Raw genomic sequence first — 18,819 nt, 5'->3', positions numbered from 1 at the left:
TTGTTGTTTTAGTGATTGTGGCCCGTCATGGGATCCGATCCTTTCTTAAAAATATATTCACTGTTTAATAAATAGGCCCCGGAAGTTACAACAGCATCACCGGACGAAAGTCCGGAAAGGATCTCAATGCGATCGCCGCTTTCCATTCCAGTCTTTACCATTACATTTTTGAAACTGCTTTTACCGGTGCGCAACCAGACCGTTGCTGCCGTTCCGTCGCGGATCACAGCATCAACGGGAAGACTGAGCGTGTTACGCGCCGGACTTTGCAGGACAACATACACAGGCATCCCGGGTTTGAAACGATTACCGGGGTTAGGTATGGATACCCGTAATAGGTTGATCCGGGTTTCCGGGCTGACCTCCGGGTTGACCAGGTCGATCTTGCCGGTCACCTCTTTGTCTTCGTCCCCAACCAATTGCACAGTAGCAACACTGTTCCTGTCGATCTGTGCAAGTTGTGATGAATACACCTGCGCTTCTGCCCAGAGTTCCGAAAGGTCTACCAGTTTTACAATTGTACCACCCTCCATTACGTAATCCCCCTCTCGTAGCGCCAGCTCTGCTACATAACCTTCTGCAGTGCTGAAGAAAGTGGTTACCGTTCCTGCATTGCGTGTTTTTTCAAGCACGGCAAGCTGGGCATTGGTCATTCCCCATAACTGCAGTTTATTACGGGCACTTTGAAGCAATTGCCCAAAGTCGATGGCTGTCTCATCCTTGAATGCATTCGCCCTGTCGAGGGCGAGCAGGTATTCCTGCTTTGCAGCGTTCAACTCTTCACTATAGATATCCGCCAACGGTGCTCCCTTTTTTACATAGTCTCCCTGGTTGCGGAAGTATAGTTTTTCAATCCTTCCCATAACCCGGGAACTGACCGCCCTGCTTTTCATCTGGTTGAAATTCAGTGTGCCTGTCAACACCATCCTGTCTCCTATTTTACCATTTCGTATGGTGTCCGTAACAATATTTCCCAGCCTGATCTGCTGCTCACTTAACTGGATCTCATCCTTCTTCTCCCCGTTCCGCTTCTTTACCGGTGTCAGGTCCATTTTGCAGATGGGACATTTGCCGGGTTTATATTCAACTACCTGCGGATCCATGGAACAGGTATAATATACATCGGGATCAACCTGCGCGGATTTCTTCTCGCGGCACGAAGCAGCTGTCAACAGGACTGCCACCAGTAAAAATATAAGTTGTATTGACCGTAACATCATTGCTTGATTTTTATGAAGCTTTCGCTGTCCATCAGGTATTGTGCATTTATAGCAACAGAGTCTGTTTCATCCAAACCTTCCAGTACCTGGACATACTGTTTATTGGATATGCCTGTACTGATTGCCTGGGCACGGAAACCATCACCCACCCGGCGGAAGACGACCTGTTTCAGTCCCAGCGAAAGAACAGCTTCCTTAGGCAGCCAGGAGGCATCACGGGTGTTTCCAAAAACAGTTGCCCGCACCTGGCTGCCGATTGGGATCCGGAGTTCACTGTTATCAAAATGGACACGCGCCGTAAGTGTTTTATTTTCCTTCCGGTAAAAGGGTTCAATGAAATCGATCTTCGCCCTGAAATCTTTTCCCGGCACCGTTTCAGGCACAATCCTTACCGTGTTGCCGGTCCTGACCAGGGACTGGCTTTCACCATAAATATTCAACAGCACCCAGGCGCGATCAGGGTTGAAAATGGAGAAGACCGATTGGCCTTTCTGCAGGTACATGCCTTCCTTAACAGACAGTTCTGCTGTTAACAGGGAGATGTCCTTCATCTTCCCTGCTTCGTCCTCCATAGTACCGTTCGCTGCCTCATGAATGTGCCCGCCGTAGCCACTGTACACGGCCACAACCGGTGAAGCCTTGCCAGACCTGATCACCTGCTGCAATTGCTGGCTGCTCATTCCCAGTAGTATCAGCCGCTCTTTGGCTGCTTCAACAAGGCTGTTGTTTGCAGGATCATTCTTTAACAGGAATAAGAGGTTCTGCTGGGCGGTAAGTACCTCGGGACTGTAGATATCCATGATATGCTGGCCTTTCCGGATCTTCTGGTAACGGTAGCGAACATACAGTCTCTCGATCCTGCCGGAAGCCCGGGCAGCAATACTTCCTGTTTCCTTCGTATCATAGGCGATACTTCCTAAAGCTTCGATCTCGATCTGTTCCTCATGCTTTTGCATGGTGGTTACAGCGATTCCTGAGAGCACGAACTCATCCGTCGGACGAACAAGCGCGTCCAGGCCCGAATCCGAAACGGTAACCTGCTCCACGTGACCGGCATGTTCATCATTACTGTCTTTGCAGGAAAGCGCCGTGACAAAAATTGTTAAAGCGATCAATGCTGTTTTCATTTCTGTTCGATTAATCTTTCAATTGAGACCTGTAGTTTCAGTGCCTGGCCGAGCAATTCTAACTGTTCAATCCTTGCCATGTATAATGTCTCCCAGGCATCAAACAACATGAATAATTCTTCCGTGTTCTGTTCATATCCCAGCTGCATGATCTTATAGTTGTTCTGCAATGCCGGAACAATACTGGAATCGTACAACTGCAGCTGTTTCCTTTTAAGCTCCAGTTCATTGCGCATGCCATAGGCCATTCCGCTGTATTCATTCAGCATCATTTCTTTCTGCGATTGAAGTGCAGTTGCTTTCAGGCGGAGACTTTCCATATTCGCGCGGTTCATTTTGGATGACCACCGGGCCATAGGGAGTTTCAGCATTCCCATGACCGAATACTGCATAGGGAGTCCCCCGAAACCGAACATATGCTCGTACCTGACGCCGAATTGCGGACGAAGACTTTGTTTCTCCGTTTCCTGTTTCAGGTATGTGAGGTTGATCTGGTTGTCAACAGCTTTCAGGTCACTCCGGTTCCCGTAAAACAAGGTACTGTCAAAAGCCATGGAAGAATAATCGGTCAATATGTATGCTGTATCGATTTCGAAATCAGTCATAACATTTCGGTTCATCAGCGCGTTGATCCGGATGCGCTTTTCCCGGATGTCATTATCAGCCATCAGCCGCATGTTCTGGATGTTGCCAAGTGCCGCCTTTGCCTTGTAATAGGCATTGATCTTCTCCAGGCCGTTGCGATAACGGATCTCTGCATTCTTAATCATGAAATCCAGCAGCTTTTCATTCTGTTCGAGAATGGACTGTCTTTTTTTCAATACCAGCCATTCATAATACAATTGTTTCGCATCATTAACCAGTTCGTTCAGCGTGGCATTTTTCTTTTCCTTTTCGACGGAGGACATCGTTTCCATATACTTTGCGTCGGCATCAAGTTTTTTCCTGCTAGGAAACATTTGCTGGCCTCCGATCATGTACTGTCCCATCCCCTCTGTTGTTCCGCCCATGCCATCATCCATTTTTTTCCAGCGCGAAGGATCGTAAGGCACCATCCACAGTCCGCTGCTGAATTCAGGTGGCATCCAGCTCCGTGCACCTTTTGCGGCCGCGTCCATCGACCGGATCTCGTAATCATACATCTTTATAACCGGGTGCACAGCCCGGATACTGTCGAGGATGCTTTCCAGTTTCACTACCTGCGCATTTGCCATGTGTGCAGCAAGCAACATAACTGCGAGGCATAAAAGTTTATTCTTTAACATCGATCAGTTCTATTTTACCGTTACGTTTTAATTCTCTTTCCTTGATGATCTCAAAGATCACCGGCGTGATCAGCAGTACATAAATGGTTGATGAAATGGTACCACCGATCAGGGGCACTGTTATGGGTCGCATAATATCACTGCCTACTCCTGTAGCCCACAGAATTGGAATGAGGCCAAAAAGGCTCACGGACACGGTCATGAGTTTTGGCCGTAATCTTTTGGCTGAACCTTCCACTACATATTGCCTGATGATTTTCGGGGTAAGTGTTTCCCTCGAGTTTCCGTGCTCAGCCACCATCTTTTCCATTGCTTCATTCAGGTAGATGGTCATGAGCATGGCAGTTTCTATTGCCATCCCAAACAAAGCGATGAAACCAACCGCAACAGCAACCGATAAATTAATGCCATAGAAATACACCATGAATACGCCGCCGATCAAAGCGAACGGAACGGTTACCATAGTGAGCAATGCTTCCTTGAGCGAATGATAAGTGAAATACAGGACGATAAAAATGATCAGCAACACAATGGGCAGGATCATCTTAAGAGTCTGGTTGGCGCGGATCTGGTTTTCCCACTGCCCGCTCCATTCCAGGAAATATCCTTTTGGCAACCGGCTGATCAACTGGTTCAGTTTACTCCTCGCCTCTTTGACAGTGCTTCCCAGGTCGCGCTCCCGTACGTTGAAGAGCACTGTTCCACGAAGCATGGCGTTTTCAGAATTGATCATGGGTGGACCATCACTCAACCTGACCTCCGCAACCGCGGAAAGCGGGACCGGCCCGAATTCCATTGTCTGCACCTGTAGTCTTTTCAGTGCTTCCAGGTTGTTCCGGAAATCCTGGCCATACCTGGCGTTCACGGAAAACCGTTGCCGCCCTTCGATTGTAGTCGTGAGTTTCATCCCGCCCAATGCTGTTTCAATCACTGCATTCACATCATCAATGCTCAACCCATACCTGCCGATCTCTTCCCGCCTGATGACAATATCAATGTATTTACCACCGGTGATCGGTTCAACATACAGGTCCTTGATTCCATCTATTCCTTCCAGTTGTTTCTTGATGGTTTGAGAGAAGGCATAAATGCTGTCGAGGTTCTGACCATACACCTTCAGTCCCACGTCGGTACGGATGCCCGTCGACAACATATTGATCCGGTTAATGATGGGCTGGGTCCAGCCATTCGTTACGCCCGGGATCTGCAGTTTGGCGTTCAGCTCATTGATGATATCATCCTTGCTGATGCCTTTTCGCCATTTATCTGCCGGCTTCAGCAAAATGATCGTTTCAATCATGCTGATCGGCGAGTTATCCGTTGCGGTATTCGCGCGACCTGCTTTCCCCAGCACATGCTCAACTTCAGGAACAGTACGGATCAGTTTATCCTGAACCTGCAGAAGACGCTTCGCTTCCGAGTTGGAAACGTCGGGAAGGGTTACAGGCATGAATAACAGCGACCCCTCATCGAGCGGCGGCATGAATTCGGATCCCAACCGGGTCATCATAACAATTCCAATTGCAAGAGCCAGGAGATTTATCCCGATGATCGTCTTCCGCCATTTCAGGCACCATTTGAGAATTGGCGTATAAATATTTTCGAGCGTACGAGTTATCGGGTTGGCGCTTTCTGGTTTCAGTCTTCCTTTCAACATCAGGCTGATCAGCACAGGTGTCAACGTTACTGCAAGCACTGCGTCAATCAACAGAATGTATGTTTTTGTCCATGCTAACGGGTGAAATAATTTGCCTTCCATTCCTGTAAGCAGGAAGACCGGGAGAAAGGAAGCCACCACGATAATCGTTGAATAAAATACCCCCGGGCCAACCTGTTTGGAAGACTTTTCTATCACGGCCATTTTTTCCGCTTCGTTAAGCGGATCCTTTTCACGGCTGAACCACTTTGTCATACTGAGTCTTTTAACTGTCCTGAAATCTTTTGTTCCTGTGCTTCGTTCACATGCCTGTACGCGTTTTCCACCATCACAATACCGTCATCGACTACCACCCCGATTGCCAACGCAATACCGGTAAGTGACATGATATTGGACGAGATGCCAAACATTTCCAGCAGGATAAATCCGGCTGCAACGGAAATAGGAAGCTGGATGAGAATGATCAATGCGCTTCGCCAGTGGAACAGGAATAACAGGACAATGAGGGAAACAGCGATGATTTCTTCGATCAGCGTTGCCTTTACTGAAGCGATCGCTTCCTGGATCAGCGTGCTCCTGTCATAGGAAGTTTTGAATGTCACACCTTCCGGCAGCCCCTTCTGCACTTCAGCCATTTTTTCTTTTACGGCTTCGATCACTTTATTCGCATTCTCGTTGTATCGCATTACTACGATACCGCCGACCACTTCCCCTTCCCCATCCATATCGAAAATGCCTAACCGAAGATCTCCTCCCATCTGCACCGTGCCCACGTCGCGCACCCGTACCGGTACACCCTTGTAATTGCCCAGGGCTAAATTCTCCACGTCTTCAAGCGAGCGGATATAACCCAGGCCACGAATGATATAAGCCATCCCCGACATTTCGAATTTTCGTCCTCCTACATCATTGTTGTTGGCCTGGACCTTATTCATCACATCCATCATGGAGATGTTATAGTACTGGAGCTTAACCGGGTCGATCACCAGCTGGTATTGCTTTTCAAAGCCACCGAAAGATGCCACTTCCGCAACGCCGGGAACTGTCTGCAAGGCAAATTTGATGTACCAGTCCTGCAGCGCACGCTGCTCCCCAAGGTCCATTTTCGGGGCATCGAGATGGTACCAGTAGATGTGGCCAACTCCTGTACCATCGGGACCAAGCGTTGGCGTTACACCCTGCGGCAACAGGCGTTGCGCGAAATTCAGTCGCTCCAGTACGCGGGTCCTGGCCCAATAGGTATCGACATCATCGTCGAAGATCACGTAGATGAAGCTCATGCCAAACATGGAAGAACCACGGATGTTGCGCACATTCGGAATTCCCTGCAGGTTGCTCACCAGCGGGTAGGTCACCTGGTCTTCGATCACCTGTGGACTTCGACCCATCCATTCGGTAAACACGATCACCTGGTTCTCGCTGAGGTCAGGAATGGCGTCGATAGGATTCTTCCGGATAGAAAATATGCCGTAGGCGAACATTGCTGCTGCCAGCAACAGGACGATAAGCCTGTTGCGCAGCGCAAGCTCAATGAGTTTGCGAACCATATTAACTGGTTAAAGGGTGAGGCGTTATTTCACTTCTTCCTCTACTGTTCCACAGTTGAGCATTTCAGCGCCGAAATAGGGATTCGTGACTTCCTTGTTTTCGCTCATCCACATGGCGCCCTGGTTGTTGCGGGCCATGGGGCAATGATCGTGGTACATGGTTCGGCCTGCACCGAAGTTCTTTACCAGTTCATATACAGTTTCGCTGAGGGATGCAAAGTGGGTGCGCTGATCGGCGATTTTAGTCCCGCTTTTGGCGATGACCGCGGTATGTTCTTTCAGCGATTGCTCCAGTTTATCGTAAGCACTTTTCTGGTCCGCGCTCAGGTAGGATTTATCGATGCCGGACACCGCTTTCTGCATGGCCTTTGCGCCATTTGCCGCTTCCGCAGCGTTATCGTTCACGAGAGCATTTTTTACATGCAGGTAATGATCAACCACGGCCTTTAAAGAGGCGGCAGCGTTTGGATCCACTGATGTGAACACTACCGGGATAGTCTTTACATCAGTTTCTTTTGTTTCCTGTGTGGCTGCAGGTTCTGTCGGTTGCGCGGTTATGGTATCGTGATTTTCGTGGCCGGATTTTGTTGGTGAATCAGAACAGGCGGCAAATGCCAACGTGGTGAATGCTGAGATAATAATGAATGTCTTTTTCATTTTAATGAGATGAGAGATGGGGAATGATGGGAATGACGATTAGCCCGGCAAACTGAATTACCCGGCACAATTGAAAAAGACTAAATCAAATCAGGAATGTATTGTCCAGTATGTAAATGTCAACCTTGCTGCTTCGGGGCGGAGCATTGCTGTGTGGTAGGATTTCAACCTCATTACTGGTAGCCGGTGCCTGCAAAACAACATAGATAGGATTAACAGGTACTGCAGTCACCAGCATGAGCTGGACACTTTCCACCAGCTTCTGATCGATACTGCCTTTGATGAATTTATGTTCATCCTTGCAGCAGCCATTATCTGATGAAGTGGATTTCTCCATGCCGCAGTTGCTACATTCGCCGGACTTTTCTGCATGTCCGAGACTCCAGTCGGCAATCTTACCCATGCAGTAATGCAGGTGCACCGGGGCACCGGTAATGGAGCCCAGGTAAAGAATGGCGAGTATGGCGACAATGAATTTCTTCATGCTCTGCAAAGGTATAGGGAATTTTTATTCATTACCAACAACTACCAATAAAGTATAACTATTTCCTACAAAAGTGTACTAGTGGAACTATTGAATACTTCTACTTTTATCCTTATAAAGACAGCAGCCATGGAACATCATCATCACCCACAGCCACAGACACAACAACAGCAGGTGCACGATCACACCAACCCACCAATGGGACATGCAGGTCATGACCATCATGCTATGATGATTGATGATTTCAGGAAAAGATTTTTCGTAGTGCTCATCCTGACTATCCCGGTCATGTTGCTTTCTGAAATGATCCAGCACTGGCTGAACATCCATATCAGTTTTCCGGGTTCTGATTATGTGCTGTTCTCTCTCTCTTCAATTGTATTCTTTTACGGAGGCTGGCCATTCCTTAAAGGATGGGGGAACGAAATGAAAGCCCGGAACCCCGGTATGATGACACTGGTCGGTTTTGCGATAACGGTAGCATACGTGTATAGCGTTGTCACAGTGTTTGGTTTGAATGGAATGGATTTTTTCTGGGAACTGGCTACGCTGATCCTCATTATGTTACTGGGACATTGGATTGAAATGAAGTCGATTGCCGGGGCTTCAAAGGAACTGGAGCTATTGGTCCGGTTAATGCCGGATGACGCCCACCTCGTACATGGCCATCATGTAATGGATGTCAAAACAGAAACGTTGAAGGAAAACGATGTTATCCTGGTGAAACCCGGGGAAAAGATCGCCGCCGACGGCGTTATCGTCGATGGACAGAGTTACCTGAATGAAAGCCTGCTTACCGGTGAATCGAAACCGGTAGAGAAGAGCAAAGGCGACAAAGTCATTGCTGGCTCCATCAATGGAAATGGCGCTATAAAGATTTCTGTTCTGCATGGCGCGAAAGATTCCTACCTGTCGCAGGTGATCAAACTGGTGCAGGATGCGCAGCAATCCAGGTCCAGGACTCAATTGCTGGCCGATACAGCAGCACGCTGGCTGACCCTGATCGCCATCGCTGCCGGCATTGCCACATTTCTCGCATGGTATCTTTCAGGAAAGGACCTTGCCTTTGCTATTGAGAGAATGGTGACTGTGATTGTGATCTGTTGTCCGCACGCATTAGGCCTTGCAGTACCATTGGTAGTAGCAAAGTCAACTGCGTTGTCAGCCAAAAACGGGCTGCTGATCAAGAACCGGACAGCCTTTGAAAACTCGAGGAAGATCACTACGCTCGTCTTCGATAAAACAGGAACGTTGACCTACGGTAAATTTGAAGTGACTAAAATAGTTGCCTTACAGGAAGGCGTAAGTGAAAATGAATTGCTGCGTCTGGCTGCGGCGCTGGAACAAAACTCCGAACACCCGATAGCTACAGGCATCATCCAAAAAGTGAAGGACCTTTCCCTCCAGGTTCCGGCTGCACAAAACTTTAACGCGATTACCGGCAAGGGTGTTGAAGCTACTGTTGAAGGCAAACAGGTTAAAGTTGTCAGTCCGGGTTTCCTGAAAGAAAACAATATTTCCCTGCCCGGTAACTTCCGTCCTGATGCCGCTGAAACAACTGTCTTCGTAATTGTCGACTCCACTCCTGCCGGTTATATTTCACTGGCTGACAAAATCCGTCCTGAATCTGCTGATGCGATACGCACCCTGCACACCATCGGGATAAAATCCATCCTGCTAACCGGAGACAATAAGCAGGTGGCCGAAAGCGTGAGTAAGCAACTTGGGATTGACAAATACTATGCGGAGGTACTCCCACACCAGAAACTGGAAAAGATCAAAGAGATCCAGGGCAAGGGAGAGTTTGTAGCAATGACCGGCGATGGTGTAAATGACGCACCTGCACTTGCGCAGGCAGATATCGGCATAGCAGTAGGCTCAGGGTCAGATATCGCAGCGGAAACTGCAGCAATTGTACTGGTAAACAGTAACCCGCGCGACATAGCCAACCTTGTCATGTTTGGAAAGTCAACCTACAAAAAAATGGTGCAGAACCTGGCCTGGGCGACGGGTTATAACGTGATTGCGCTTCCGTTGGCTGCCGGGGTTCTGTATGGCTCCGGGATTTTGTTGAGCCCTGCCACCGGAGCTGTGCTGATGAGTGTCAGTACCGTTGTGGTGGCTATCAATGCAAGTTTGCTTAAGGTAAAGCAATAGTAGACCCAGACAATTAAACTTATCACTATGCACCGCCTTCATAAAGAACTTCCCCTTCTGTTTTTACTATTCACCCGTCAGATTAGTTGGACATACCAGGGTATAGGATAGGGTAAATTTCAAATATCCCATACTTCCTGCCCCTGGTAAATTGGTGACAAACCACCTCATCATGAGTAAATAAATACTCGATATTTCCCCATCAATTGGCGGAGCGCCCAACACTTAGAGGCGCGTGGAGAAAATCCTGCATCGCAGTACCAGCCTGCATTTCCAATGAGAATGGCCATAGGATAACCGTTTCGGCTACGCGAAAACCAGGACAAACAGTAAATCGCTTGCTAATGGCTCATTTATTGTTTTTCTTTCAAACTTATGGCTTTCACAACGGTTTTCACCAACCCATAAGTTAAACCCAAAACAGCAAAACCAATGAAACAAGACATTTCCAGGCTTCTGCAAAAGAAGAAGAAACAACTATTGGAAGACTGGATGAATTTCCAGCTGAAAGATGCAGGTCTCAGAGAAGACCTCATGTCGAATGAAGAGTTAAGAACACAATCTGACGAACTTCTCGACAGTTTGCTGAAATCATTGACTTCAACTAATATAACCGACCCGCAATCCGCCGATTTTGAAGGGGTGAATGAGATCCTCGCAGGAATTTCGATATCCAGGGCAAGGCAGGGTTATTCGCCCAGGGAAACGGGAACCTTTATTTTCAGCCTGAAGGATGCGGTTTTGAAAACATTGCAGGCTGAGCTGAAAGACGACCCCTTAGCATTGGTTGACGCAACGCTGAACATGAATAAACTGATGGACAGCTTTGGCATAACAACTTTTGAAACCTTTATAAAAGGCAGGGAGGAAGTGATCCTGCGCCAGACAGACGAGATCGCGGAAATTTCAACCCCGGTGATCCGCGTCTGGGATGGTATCCTGGCATTGCCTATTATCGGAACCCTCGACAGCGCCCGCACCCAGATAGTGATGGAAAGCCTGCTTGAAGAGATCGTGGAAAGTGGCAGCACAATCGCTATCCTCGACATCAGCGGTGTACCTGCGGTTGACTCACTGGTTGCACAGCATATCATTAAGACAGTAGCGGCTACCCGGCTTATGGGAGCCGAATGCATCATAAGCGGCATCCGCCCCGAAATTGCACAAACTGTCGTGCACCTCGGTATCGATCTCTCCAACATCGTTACAAAAGCATCTCTCGCAAGCGCACTCAAATATGCGTTTACCATGCTCAAACTGGAAGTAAAAAAATCTCAAAGGGAAAAAGCTATCTAATTACATATGGATCGTATTCCAATACTCCGGATGGGGAAATTTTTGCTGGTCACCATCCAGATTGACCTATACGACCGGCTGGCTACTAACCTGGAATCGGATTTGATCCAGGCTGTAAACAAGACTGAAGCAAGGGGAGTGCTGATCGATATTTCGGCACTGTCCATCGTCGATTCTTTCATGGGCAGGATCCTTGGAAATATTGGCAGCATGGCCAAAATTATGGACGCAGAAACTGTGGTTGTAGGTATGCAACCTGCTGTAGCCATTACCCTTATTGAGCTTGGACTTGAATTGAAAGGAGTGCATACCGCGCTCAATGTTGAAAAAGGCATGGATTTATTAAAAGACAGGATCGGGGAAGAACCGGAAGAAACAGAAGACGATGAGAATAGTACTGAATAAGGATACCATGAAAATCGAGAAGGAACAGGATGTGATCCCTTTTCGGAACCGTGTAAAGGAATATGCGGTGAAAATTGGTATGAGCCTTGTCAATCAGACTAAACTCATAACTGCCGCCAGCGAGCTGGTGCGGAACATGCTGAAATATGCCGGTGGCGGTACCGCTTTAATAGAAGTTGTCAGCGATAACAGGAACAGCGGGATCCGTTTGCTTTTCGAAGACAGGGGACCGGGTATTAAGGACGTTGACCTGGCCATGAAAGATGGCTATTCAACAGGAAAGAGCCTGGGACTTGGCTTGCCCGGTGCGAGAAGACTTGTGAACGAATTTGACATTAAAAGTAAACCGGGTGAAGGAACAATCGTCTCCATACTTAAATGGAAAAATGGGTAATGATACCCATATTGTTTTAAAAGCTCCTGACAGGAGTTACCTGGCCATTTTAAAAAAGGAAATACATAATGTTTGTGTATCGGCAGGGTTTTCTGCAAAAAAGATTAGCGAAATCGATATCATAGTCGCGGAACTCGCAAGCAACCTGGTTAAACATGCGGGAGGTGGGGAACTGCTGGTTAAGCTGGTGGAAGAAAATAATATTGCCGGGATTGAGATCATCAGTATCGACAGTGGTCCGGGTATTGCCGATATTAACCGGGTTATGCTGGATGGCGTCTCTTCCAGGCAAACCCTGGGAATCGGGCTGGGGTCCATCAAAAGGTTGTCTGATGTATTCCAGTTGTATTCCCAAAAAGGCTGGGGAACCATTGTACTCGCCAGGATCTTTGAAAAAGAACGGCCGATGTCACTTAAGAAAACAGTTACTGAGATCAGGTCCCTTGTTTTTCCGAAAACCGGTGAAGAGCTAAGTGGTGACGGCTTTGTATACAAAGTCGAAAAAGATAAGGTAAAGATGTTTCTCGGCGACGGACTTGGTCACGGGCCCGAAGCGGCAGAAGCTGTCAGGCAGGCGGGGAATTCTTTCCTGGACTGCAATTCCTGCGATCCTGTCGAGATCATTCGTTCCATGAATACCGCAGTCAAAAAGACCAGGGGACTGGTCGGAACAGTCGTCATATTTGACATGAAATCCAAATCCTGGAAATTGTGCGGCGTCGGAAACATCAGCACAAGGATAACCGGGCCTACGATTTCAAAAAATTATATCGCCTACAACGGTATCATCGGGATGAATTTGCCGCGAACACTTAACGTACAGGAAATCGAGTATGAAAAAGGACAATTGTTACTGTGCTGCAGTGACGGACTGAAATCAAGATGGGACCTGTTAAGGCATAACGGCATTTTGCGCTATGACTTGTCAGTCATATGTGCCTGCCTTGTGAAGGACTTCGCCCGGCATACCGATGATACATCTGTGGCTGGCTGTAAAATAACTCTGTGACATGGACGAGATAGCAAAAATTGCGTTGGACAATGAAATGGACCTGATCCTCGCGCACAAACGCTCAATGAAGCTGGCCGAGCTTTCCGGACTGTCTTTGTCTGCCCAGACATCATTTGCAACCGCTGTTTCTGAAGTGGCACGCACATCTATTGAGTCAGGTAAAAGAAGTTACCTGGTCCTGGGGGTAAAGTCGGACCTTAAAGATGATTTTATTGTGGCATCGCTTACCAACCAACAAACGGGCGAAAATGCAAAAAGGGGATTGGAATATGCGAAGCGACTGGTAAATAAATACCAGGTTCTCAACAACGGCGGATCCACTTCGATTGAATTATATTATGCTGTTCCTGCCTTTTTAAAAGCAGACATCCGTAAACTCGATGAATGGCGCACGCTTTTCCGCAACGAACCTCCTGTTTCACCTTATGAAGAAATCAAACGGAAAAACGAGCAGATGCAGGAAATGTCTGAGCGTCTTCAAAAAAGCGAAAGCCAATATAAGACACTTACCAATTCATTGCCCCTGATCATCTTTTCCCTCGGGTTGGAAGGAAATTTACTGTATGCTAATGAATGGCTTTCCAAATTTACCGGGCAGACCATTGAAAGCCTGAATACCGATGGCTGGAGGTCTATAGTGCATGAAGAAGACTACGATGCATTCTCACATATCCTGAAAAGTCATTCTGCCAGGAATGCAAAAGTGATTCGGACCCAGGCACGATTCCGCAATGGTAATGATGCAGATTATTTCTGGCACATGGTGTCCATTACTCCTTTTCGGGATGACAAAGATGAACTGCAATACTGGATCGGGTACATGGTTGATATCCACGCGCAAAAGGTCTACGAAGAAACACTGAAGGACAATGTCGAATTAAAACAGGCACAGGTTCAGCTCGAATTGAATCAAAAGATGCTTCAGACTTATGTTGACGAACTCAACAGGAGCAACAAAGAACTGCAGCAGTTTGCATTTATAGCATCGCATGATCTCCAGGAGCCAATCAGGAAACTGTTGTTTTACAGCGATTACCTGCTGAACCAATATGAAACGGTGCTGGATAACCGCGGAAGCGACCTGCTCAGGAATATGCATTCCGCTTCAATGCGTATGAGGGCACTGATCCAGGACCTGCTGCTGTTCTCGCACCTTAACAGCAAACCGTTAGAGTTTAAACCTGTCGATCTCAACATAATTGTGAAGGATGCATTGCAGGACCTCGAAATTGCCATTACGGAAAAAAATGCGCAGCTTAATATTTCATCGCTTCCCACTGTTGGCGGGGATGCAGGCATGATGCGCCAGCTATTTGAGAATATACTCGGCAACTCCCTTAAATATTCCAGCACGTCGCGCACCCCTGTAATCAATATCCGATGCACGGAAAGGAATGGCCAATACGAGATTGTGTTTGAAGACAATGGTATCGGGTTCGATGAAAAGTATCTTCCCAAGGTCTTTACGTTGTTCCAGCGCCTGCATAACCGGGAGGCTTATGAAGGCACCGGTCTTGGCCTTGCCATTTGCCAGAAAATTGTTGAATTGCACCAGGGCAGGATCTGGGCGGAAGCAAGGGAAGATGTCGGGGCAAGTTTTTTTATTTCATTACCCAGTCAACTGGTAAAACGGTCAGAGTTATGAAAAGGTGGAAAATCTTACTTGCTGACGATGATCCTGAAGACAAGGAAATCATCAGGGATGCAATGGAAATGATAAATGCAGGCAACACCATAAACTTTGCTGATGATGGTGAACACGCACTGCAACTGCTTTCCGGGGAATATGACCTCGGAAATATCCCCTGTCTCATTGTTCTTGACCTTAACATGCCAAAGTTGAATGGCACCGAAACCTTGCGCAGGCTTAAACTCGACGACCGTTTCAGGGAAGTCCCCGTTATCATCTTTTCCACTTCCATCAATTCCATTGAAATGGAAAAATGTATGCAGCTGGGCGCACACTCCTACATTACCAAACCAATAACCTTCAACGAATGTCTTGAGACCGCACAGGCCTTTCACAAGTTCTGGAAAGCGTATTAATTCACAAAACCAGCCTTGTCACGCATCGAAATCATTCGGTTGCCCGTCAGCCTTAAGCTTGCTTACTTTCTTCAGCACTTCTTCTTCGAGGGAAGTTTTATAGGCTGCTACTTTGTTGCCAACTTCAGCCTCAAACGCACCGATGATCGAAGCAGCGAGAATGCCGGCGTTTTTGGCCGCATTAAGCGCAACTGTCGCAACAGGAATGCCATTGGGCATCTGGAGAATGGACAATACAGAATCCCAGCCGTCGATGGAGTTCGACGACTTAATTGGTACACCTATTACAGGTAAGGGTGTCAGTGAGGCAACCATACCTGGCAAATGCGCGGCGCCGCCGGCGCCGGCTATGATCACTTTGATACCGCGGTCGCGGGCGGTAGTGGCATAATCAACCATCCTTTTCGGGGTGCGGTGCGCGGAAACCACAGTCAGTTCGTAGGAAATCCCAAACTGCTTCAGCATATCTGCCGCAGCCTGCATCACGGGGAGGTCGGAATCAGATCCCATTATTATACCAACAAGACTCATATAATTTAATTGAGGAGCATTAATCAATCAGAGCACAAAAGAACTGATTTTTTGTTCAAACCTCAAACCCGACTTTCTTTTCCTTCAGCTCCAACAGGACAAATTTCTGCTCCAGCACGGGCGAACACTCGTAAATAGTATCGAAGAATGTCTTGCCCAGCCGTGCATAGTAGGGCATGAAATTCTCCACCCGCTCCTGCAGGTTATCGTTGGGGAAGAGGGCCGCGCGAATCGCCGCAATCTGTCGCGATTGGTCGCCAAACTTCCTGCGCTCGGCACGCAGCAGTTTCTTTTCCAGCTCCTGCAACTGTTTCGTCATCCGCTTCTCCAGCGCAGATACATGCACTTCAAGTGTCTTATCTATCTTGCCGCTGACCTTCCGCAAATGATCATAAAAGGCCCTGGTATCGCGCAGCTCATTCGTAAGGTGCACCTGTGCTGCAGAGTCACGCTTCACAAGCTCATCTGTGAGTTGCTGGGTTGACCTGAAGAAATCTTCCACCCGCAGGTCGAGCGAATTCATTTTTTCTTCCCACTTCTGCTCCACCAGCAGGAAGGAATTGCGTAGCACCTGCACGGGGAATGGCACTTTGTAATGTTCGAACAGGTTCTTGAGCTCAAGCCAGTAGGCAAGTTCTCCCCCACCACCGATAAATGCGATGCCGGGTAAAATGGTTTCCTGGTAAAGACCACGCAGGATCACATTCGGACTGAACCGTTCGGGGTATAATTCCAATTCCTGCAACAATTCCGCACGGGTAAAACGCAGGTCAGTATCCACTACAACAAAGTCATTGCCGTCTTTATCTATGCGATTCCTGATATCATCTTTCAGGTAAAAAAGATTGATTTCGCGGGGACTAGCCTGCACTTTATATTTCTTTGCCAGTTGCTCAGTAGTAGCATTTACTATTTCAGAAGGCTTATGCTGCAACAAGTCGTCAGTAAACACCTGGATCATTTTCCTTTTAAGCAAGGGATGATCAGCAATCAATACAACTAGCCCAAATGAAGCAAACAAATTATGCACCAACCTGAATGTTGCAGTCTGGATATCGGGCGACTGCAGGTAGGCTTCCTTTAATAGGCTTACGAGTTCTGCCCCGAAAGGAAGCACAGAGAGTTCCCCTTCAATCCGGTGAACCAGTTTGTCGAGCCCCTTTGTATTCATCCTTCCAACCGCACCGGTCTGCTTGGTATCCCACACAAGTTTCTCGCCGGAGAGCCAGATCTTTCCCAGCTCATCGAGGTCAGCATCTTCACTGCCCATATAATACACAGGCACAAAATCGTATTCAGGAAATTTTCCTTTCAGGTCATCGGCCAGTTTTATGGCATGAATGATCTTATAAATAAAATAAAGGTAGCCGGAGAAAATATTGGGCTGGTGCGCTGTGGTAATAACAAATGTCTTCTGATCACCCAGCTTCCTGATGTTTGCGTCCACAACCGGATCGATCAGCATCGATTTACTGTACTGCTCCGTCAACACTTCAACAATGGTCTGCCTGTCGGTCGGAAAGATTTCACGGTTCCGGATAGCCGCAGCAATGCCCTCATAACTTACCGGGTGTTCGTAAAAGGGGCCGAGGTCGGCTGCACCCTCTACATAATCAGTTACGATCTGGTTAAATGATCCTGTATCCTTATAGCTTAGCAGTGCGCTACTACATTCCATACTGTCGTGGTTGAAACAGTGATAAAGGTATGATGACACCTTATAAATTCTCGTTAAATGACGTTAGCTGAATCGTTCGGGCAGGTAAGGCGCCAGGTCAACTGATGTCCGCCTCTCTCCTGCCACTTCGCTTACCAGTTTACCGGTACCCGCACCAAGGCTCATTCCGATCATGGCATGGCCGGTTGCTACTACCAGGTTCGGAACATTCCGGCATCGCCCTATGTAAGGCATGCCATCTGCAGAACAGGGACGGAATCCGTACCACACATCCTTCTCCGCCGGCATCGGGATCTCAAATTCCGGCAAGTATCTCTTCACCGCATCGATAATTCCCTGCACCCTGCTCATGCGCGGTGGACGGTTGGTATCAGTGATCTCCATTGTACCGCCAAACCTGATCTTGTTGCCATCCATTGGCGTTATCGCCACCCGGCCTTCCATAAGAACAGCGGGATGGTTTAAAAGGTTGGAAGAATTTTCCATCGTTATCGAATAACCACGGCCCGCCACAATCGGGATACGCAATCCCGCTGTTGCTGCCAGCTCACGGCTCCAGGAACCTGTCGCCAGCACAACAGTATCTGCGTCATGCCTTCCCTTATTGGTGATGACGGTTTTAATATGGCCATCCTGCTTTTCAAAACCCGTAACCATTTCATGTGTCACAAACTTCACTCCTTTGTCGCGCAGGTATTGAATGAGCGACTGCATCACTTTATTCGGGTACACATGGGCGTCACACTTAAAATACAGCGCTCCTTTCACATTCACTTTTGTCTGTGGCTCCAGGGTCTGCACTTCCGCAGCACTCAGCATCACGGCATCCAGTCCCAGTGCCCGTGCATCTTCACAGAAATGATGTGCATGCTCTTCCTTTGCAGCAGTCTGGAAATATTCCATCAAACCCTTATGCTCATACGCCATTTCAAACCCCGGAAGATTGTTCCAATCGAGGTAACATTGCTGGCTCAGCAATGCAATATCACGCAATGGCACCGCTGCTGCTTTAACTTTTTCAGGTGTTGCACTTTTGATGAATTTCATTGACCAGTCGATCAGCGACCAGCTGAGCCGTGGCTGGATATAAAACGGGCTGCGTGAATTCAGCATCCATTTCAAGCCCTGCTGTACAATGCCAGGCGTTGCGAGGGGAACAAAATGCGAAGGACAAACATATCCCGCATTTCCATAACTGCAGTTATTCAGGAAATCATCTTTATCTATAACGGTCACCTGCCATCCGTCCTGCTGCAGGTAGAAGGCGGAACTAAGGCCGATAATTCCGCCACCAATTACTATCGCTTTGCTCAAAGTAAAAAGTAAATATTATAAATTAAAAA

17 protein-coding genes are annotated in these 18,819 nt (G+C 47.8%); 7 read left to right on the top strand and 10 right to left on the bottom strand.

Annotated features, from left to right (window positions below; all coding sequences use genetic code 11):
- Nucleotides 1–8: 8 nt before the first annotated feature.
- The 7 genes from OI18_RS16175 to OI18_RS23890 form a co-directional block, all read right to left on the bottom strand.
- Nucleotides 9–1,220: an efflux RND transporter periplasmic adaptor subunit gene (locus tag OI18_RS16175; protein ID WP_039141651.1), complete on the bottom strand. Its 1,212-nt coding sequence runs from the start codon at nucleotides 1,218–1,220 to the stop codon at nucleotides 9–11.
- Nucleotides 1,217–2,347: an efflux RND transporter periplasmic adaptor subunit gene (locus OI18_RS16170; protein WP_039141648.1), complete on the bottom strand. Its 1,131-nt coding sequence runs from the start codon at nucleotides 2,345–2,347 to the stop codon at nucleotides 1,217–1,219. The genes OI18_RS16175 and OI18_RS16170 overlap by 4 nt, the downstream gene beginning before the upstream one ends.
- Nucleotides 2,344–3,612, bottom strand: coding sequence for a TolC family protein (locus tag OI18_RS16165; protein ID WP_039141645.1), 1,269 nt, complete (start codon nucleotides 3,610–3,612; stop codon nucleotides 2,344–2,346). Before OI18_RS16165 ends, OI18_RS16170 begins: the two co-directional genes overlap by 4 nt.
- Nucleotides 3,599–5,524, bottom strand: a complete 1,926-nt coding sequence (locus OI18_RS25100) for an efflux RND transporter permease subunit (RefSeq protein ID WP_039141642.1) — start codon at nucleotides 5,522–5,524, stop codon at nucleotides 3,599–3,601. The genes OI18_RS16165 and OI18_RS25100 overlap by 14 nt, the downstream gene beginning before the upstream one ends.
- Nucleotides 5,521–6,816 (bottom strand): efflux RND transporter permease subunit, encoded by a 1,296-nt coding sequence (locus OI18_RS25095; RefSeq protein WP_039141640.1) that lies wholly within the window; start codon nucleotides 6,814–6,816, stop codon nucleotides 5,521–5,523. Before OI18_RS25095 ends, OI18_RS25100 begins: the two co-directional genes overlap by 4 nt.
- 24 nt (nucleotides 6,817–6,840) lie before the next feature.
- On the bottom strand, nucleotides 6,841–7,473 hold the full coding sequence (locus OI18_RS16150) for a DUF3347 domain-containing protein (RefSeq protein WP_052273295.1): 633 nt from the start codon (nucleotides 7,471–7,473) through the stop codon (nucleotides 6,841–6,843).
- An 85-nt stretch (nucleotides 7,474–7,558) separates the two neighbouring features.
- On the bottom strand, nucleotides 7,559–7,957 hold the full coding sequence (locus tag OI18_RS23890; protein WP_052273294.1) for an HYC_CC_PP family protein: 399 nt from the start codon (nucleotides 7,955–7,957) through the stop codon (nucleotides 7,559–7,561).
- A 129-nt stretch (nucleotides 7,958–8,086) separates the two neighbouring features.
- Here OI18_RS23890 and OI18_RS16140 point away from each other — a divergent pair, with 129 nt between their 5' ends.
- The 7 genes from OI18_RS16140 to OI18_RS16110 all read left to right on the top strand — a co-directional run bounded on the left by OI18_RS16140 (nucleotide 8,087) and on the right by OI18_RS16110 (nucleotide 15,267).
- Nucleotides 8,087–10,114 carry a copper-translocating P-type ATPase gene (locus OI18_RS16140; protein WP_039141639.1) on the top strand — a complete coding sequence of 676 codons (2,028 nt, stop codon included), beginning with the start codon at nucleotides 8,087–8,089 and terminating at the stop codon, nucleotides 10,112–10,114.
- Between the two features lie 432 nt (nucleotides 10,115–10,546).
- A complete protein-coding gene (locus OI18_RS16135) occupies nucleotides 10,547–11,410 on the top strand; it encodes an STAS domain-containing protein (RefSeq protein ID WP_039141636.1) in 864 nt (287 codons plus the stop codon).
- Nucleotides 11,411–11,416: 6 nt separating this feature from the next.
- Nucleotides 11,417–11,815 carry an STAS domain-containing protein gene (locus OI18_RS16130; RefSeq protein WP_039141635.1) on the top strand — a complete coding sequence of 133 codons (399 nt, stop codon included), beginning with the start codon at nucleotides 11,417–11,419 and terminating at the stop codon, nucleotides 11,813–11,815.
- Entirely contained in the window at nucleotides 11,796–12,209 is a 414-nt protein-coding gene (locus tag OI18_RS16125) for an anti-sigma regulatory factor (RefSeq protein WP_205410062.1), read from the top strand. Before OI18_RS16130 ends, OI18_RS16125 begins: the two co-directional genes overlap by 20 nt.
- Complete coding sequence (locus OI18_RS16120) at nucleotides 12,202–13,218, top strand: ATP-binding SpoIIE family protein phosphatase (protein ID WP_039141632.1); 1,017 nt, start codon at nucleotides 12,202–12,204, stop codon at nucleotides 13,216–13,218. The genes OI18_RS16125 and OI18_RS16120 overlap by 8 nt, the downstream gene beginning before the upstream one ends.
- Nucleotide 13,219: 1 nt before the next feature.
- The gene (locus tag OI18_RS16115; RefSeq protein ID WP_039141631.1) at nucleotides 13,220–14,866 is read left to right on the top strand and encodes a PAS domain-containing sensor histidine kinase; all 1,647 of its coding nucleotides are present in this window, start codon (nucleotides 13,220–13,222) and stop codon (nucleotides 14,864–14,866) included.
- Nucleotides 14,863–15,267, top strand: a complete 405-nt coding sequence (locus OI18_RS16110; RefSeq protein ID WP_039141628.1) for a response regulator — start codon at nucleotides 14,863–14,865, stop codon at nucleotides 15,265–15,267. The genes OI18_RS16115 and OI18_RS16110 overlap by 4 nt, the downstream gene beginning before the upstream one ends.
- A gap of 18 nt (nucleotides 15,268–15,285) precedes the next feature.
- Here the strand turns inward: OI18_RS16110 and purE are convergent, their stop codons facing one another.
- The 3 genes from purE to OI18_RS16095 form a co-directional block, all read right to left on the bottom strand.
- Complete coding sequence (purE, locus tag OI18_RS16105; protein ID WP_039141626.1) at nucleotides 15,286–15,798, bottom strand: 5-(carboxyamino)imidazole ribonucleotide mutase; 513 nt, start codon at nucleotides 15,796–15,798, stop codon at nucleotides 15,286–15,288.
- A 55-nt stretch (nucleotides 15,799–15,853) separates the two neighbouring features.
- Nucleotides 15,854–17,476 (bottom strand): bacillithiol biosynthesis cysteine-adding enzyme BshC, encoded by a 1,623-nt coding sequence (bshC, locus tag OI18_RS16100; RefSeq protein WP_039141623.1) that lies wholly within the window; start codon nucleotides 17,474–17,476, stop codon nucleotides 15,854–15,856.
- Nucleotides 17,477–17,539: 63 nt separating this feature from the next.
- The gene (locus OI18_RS16095) at nucleotides 17,540–18,790 is read right to left on the bottom strand and encodes an NAD(P)/FAD-dependent oxidoreductase (RefSeq protein ID WP_039141620.1); all 1,251 of its coding nucleotides are present in this window, start codon (nucleotides 18,788–18,790) and stop codon (nucleotides 17,540–17,542) included.
- Nucleotides 18,791–18,819 lie beyond the last annotated feature (29 nt).

This window comes from Flavihumibacter solisilvae (assembly GCF_000814475.1).
GTDB lineage: Bacteria > Bacteroidota > Bacteroidia > Chitinophagales > Chitinophagaceae > Flavihumibacter > Flavihumibacter solisilvae.
Note: the sequence above shows the minus strand (reverse complement) of the source record. Positions and strands in the feature narration are given on the sequence as shown.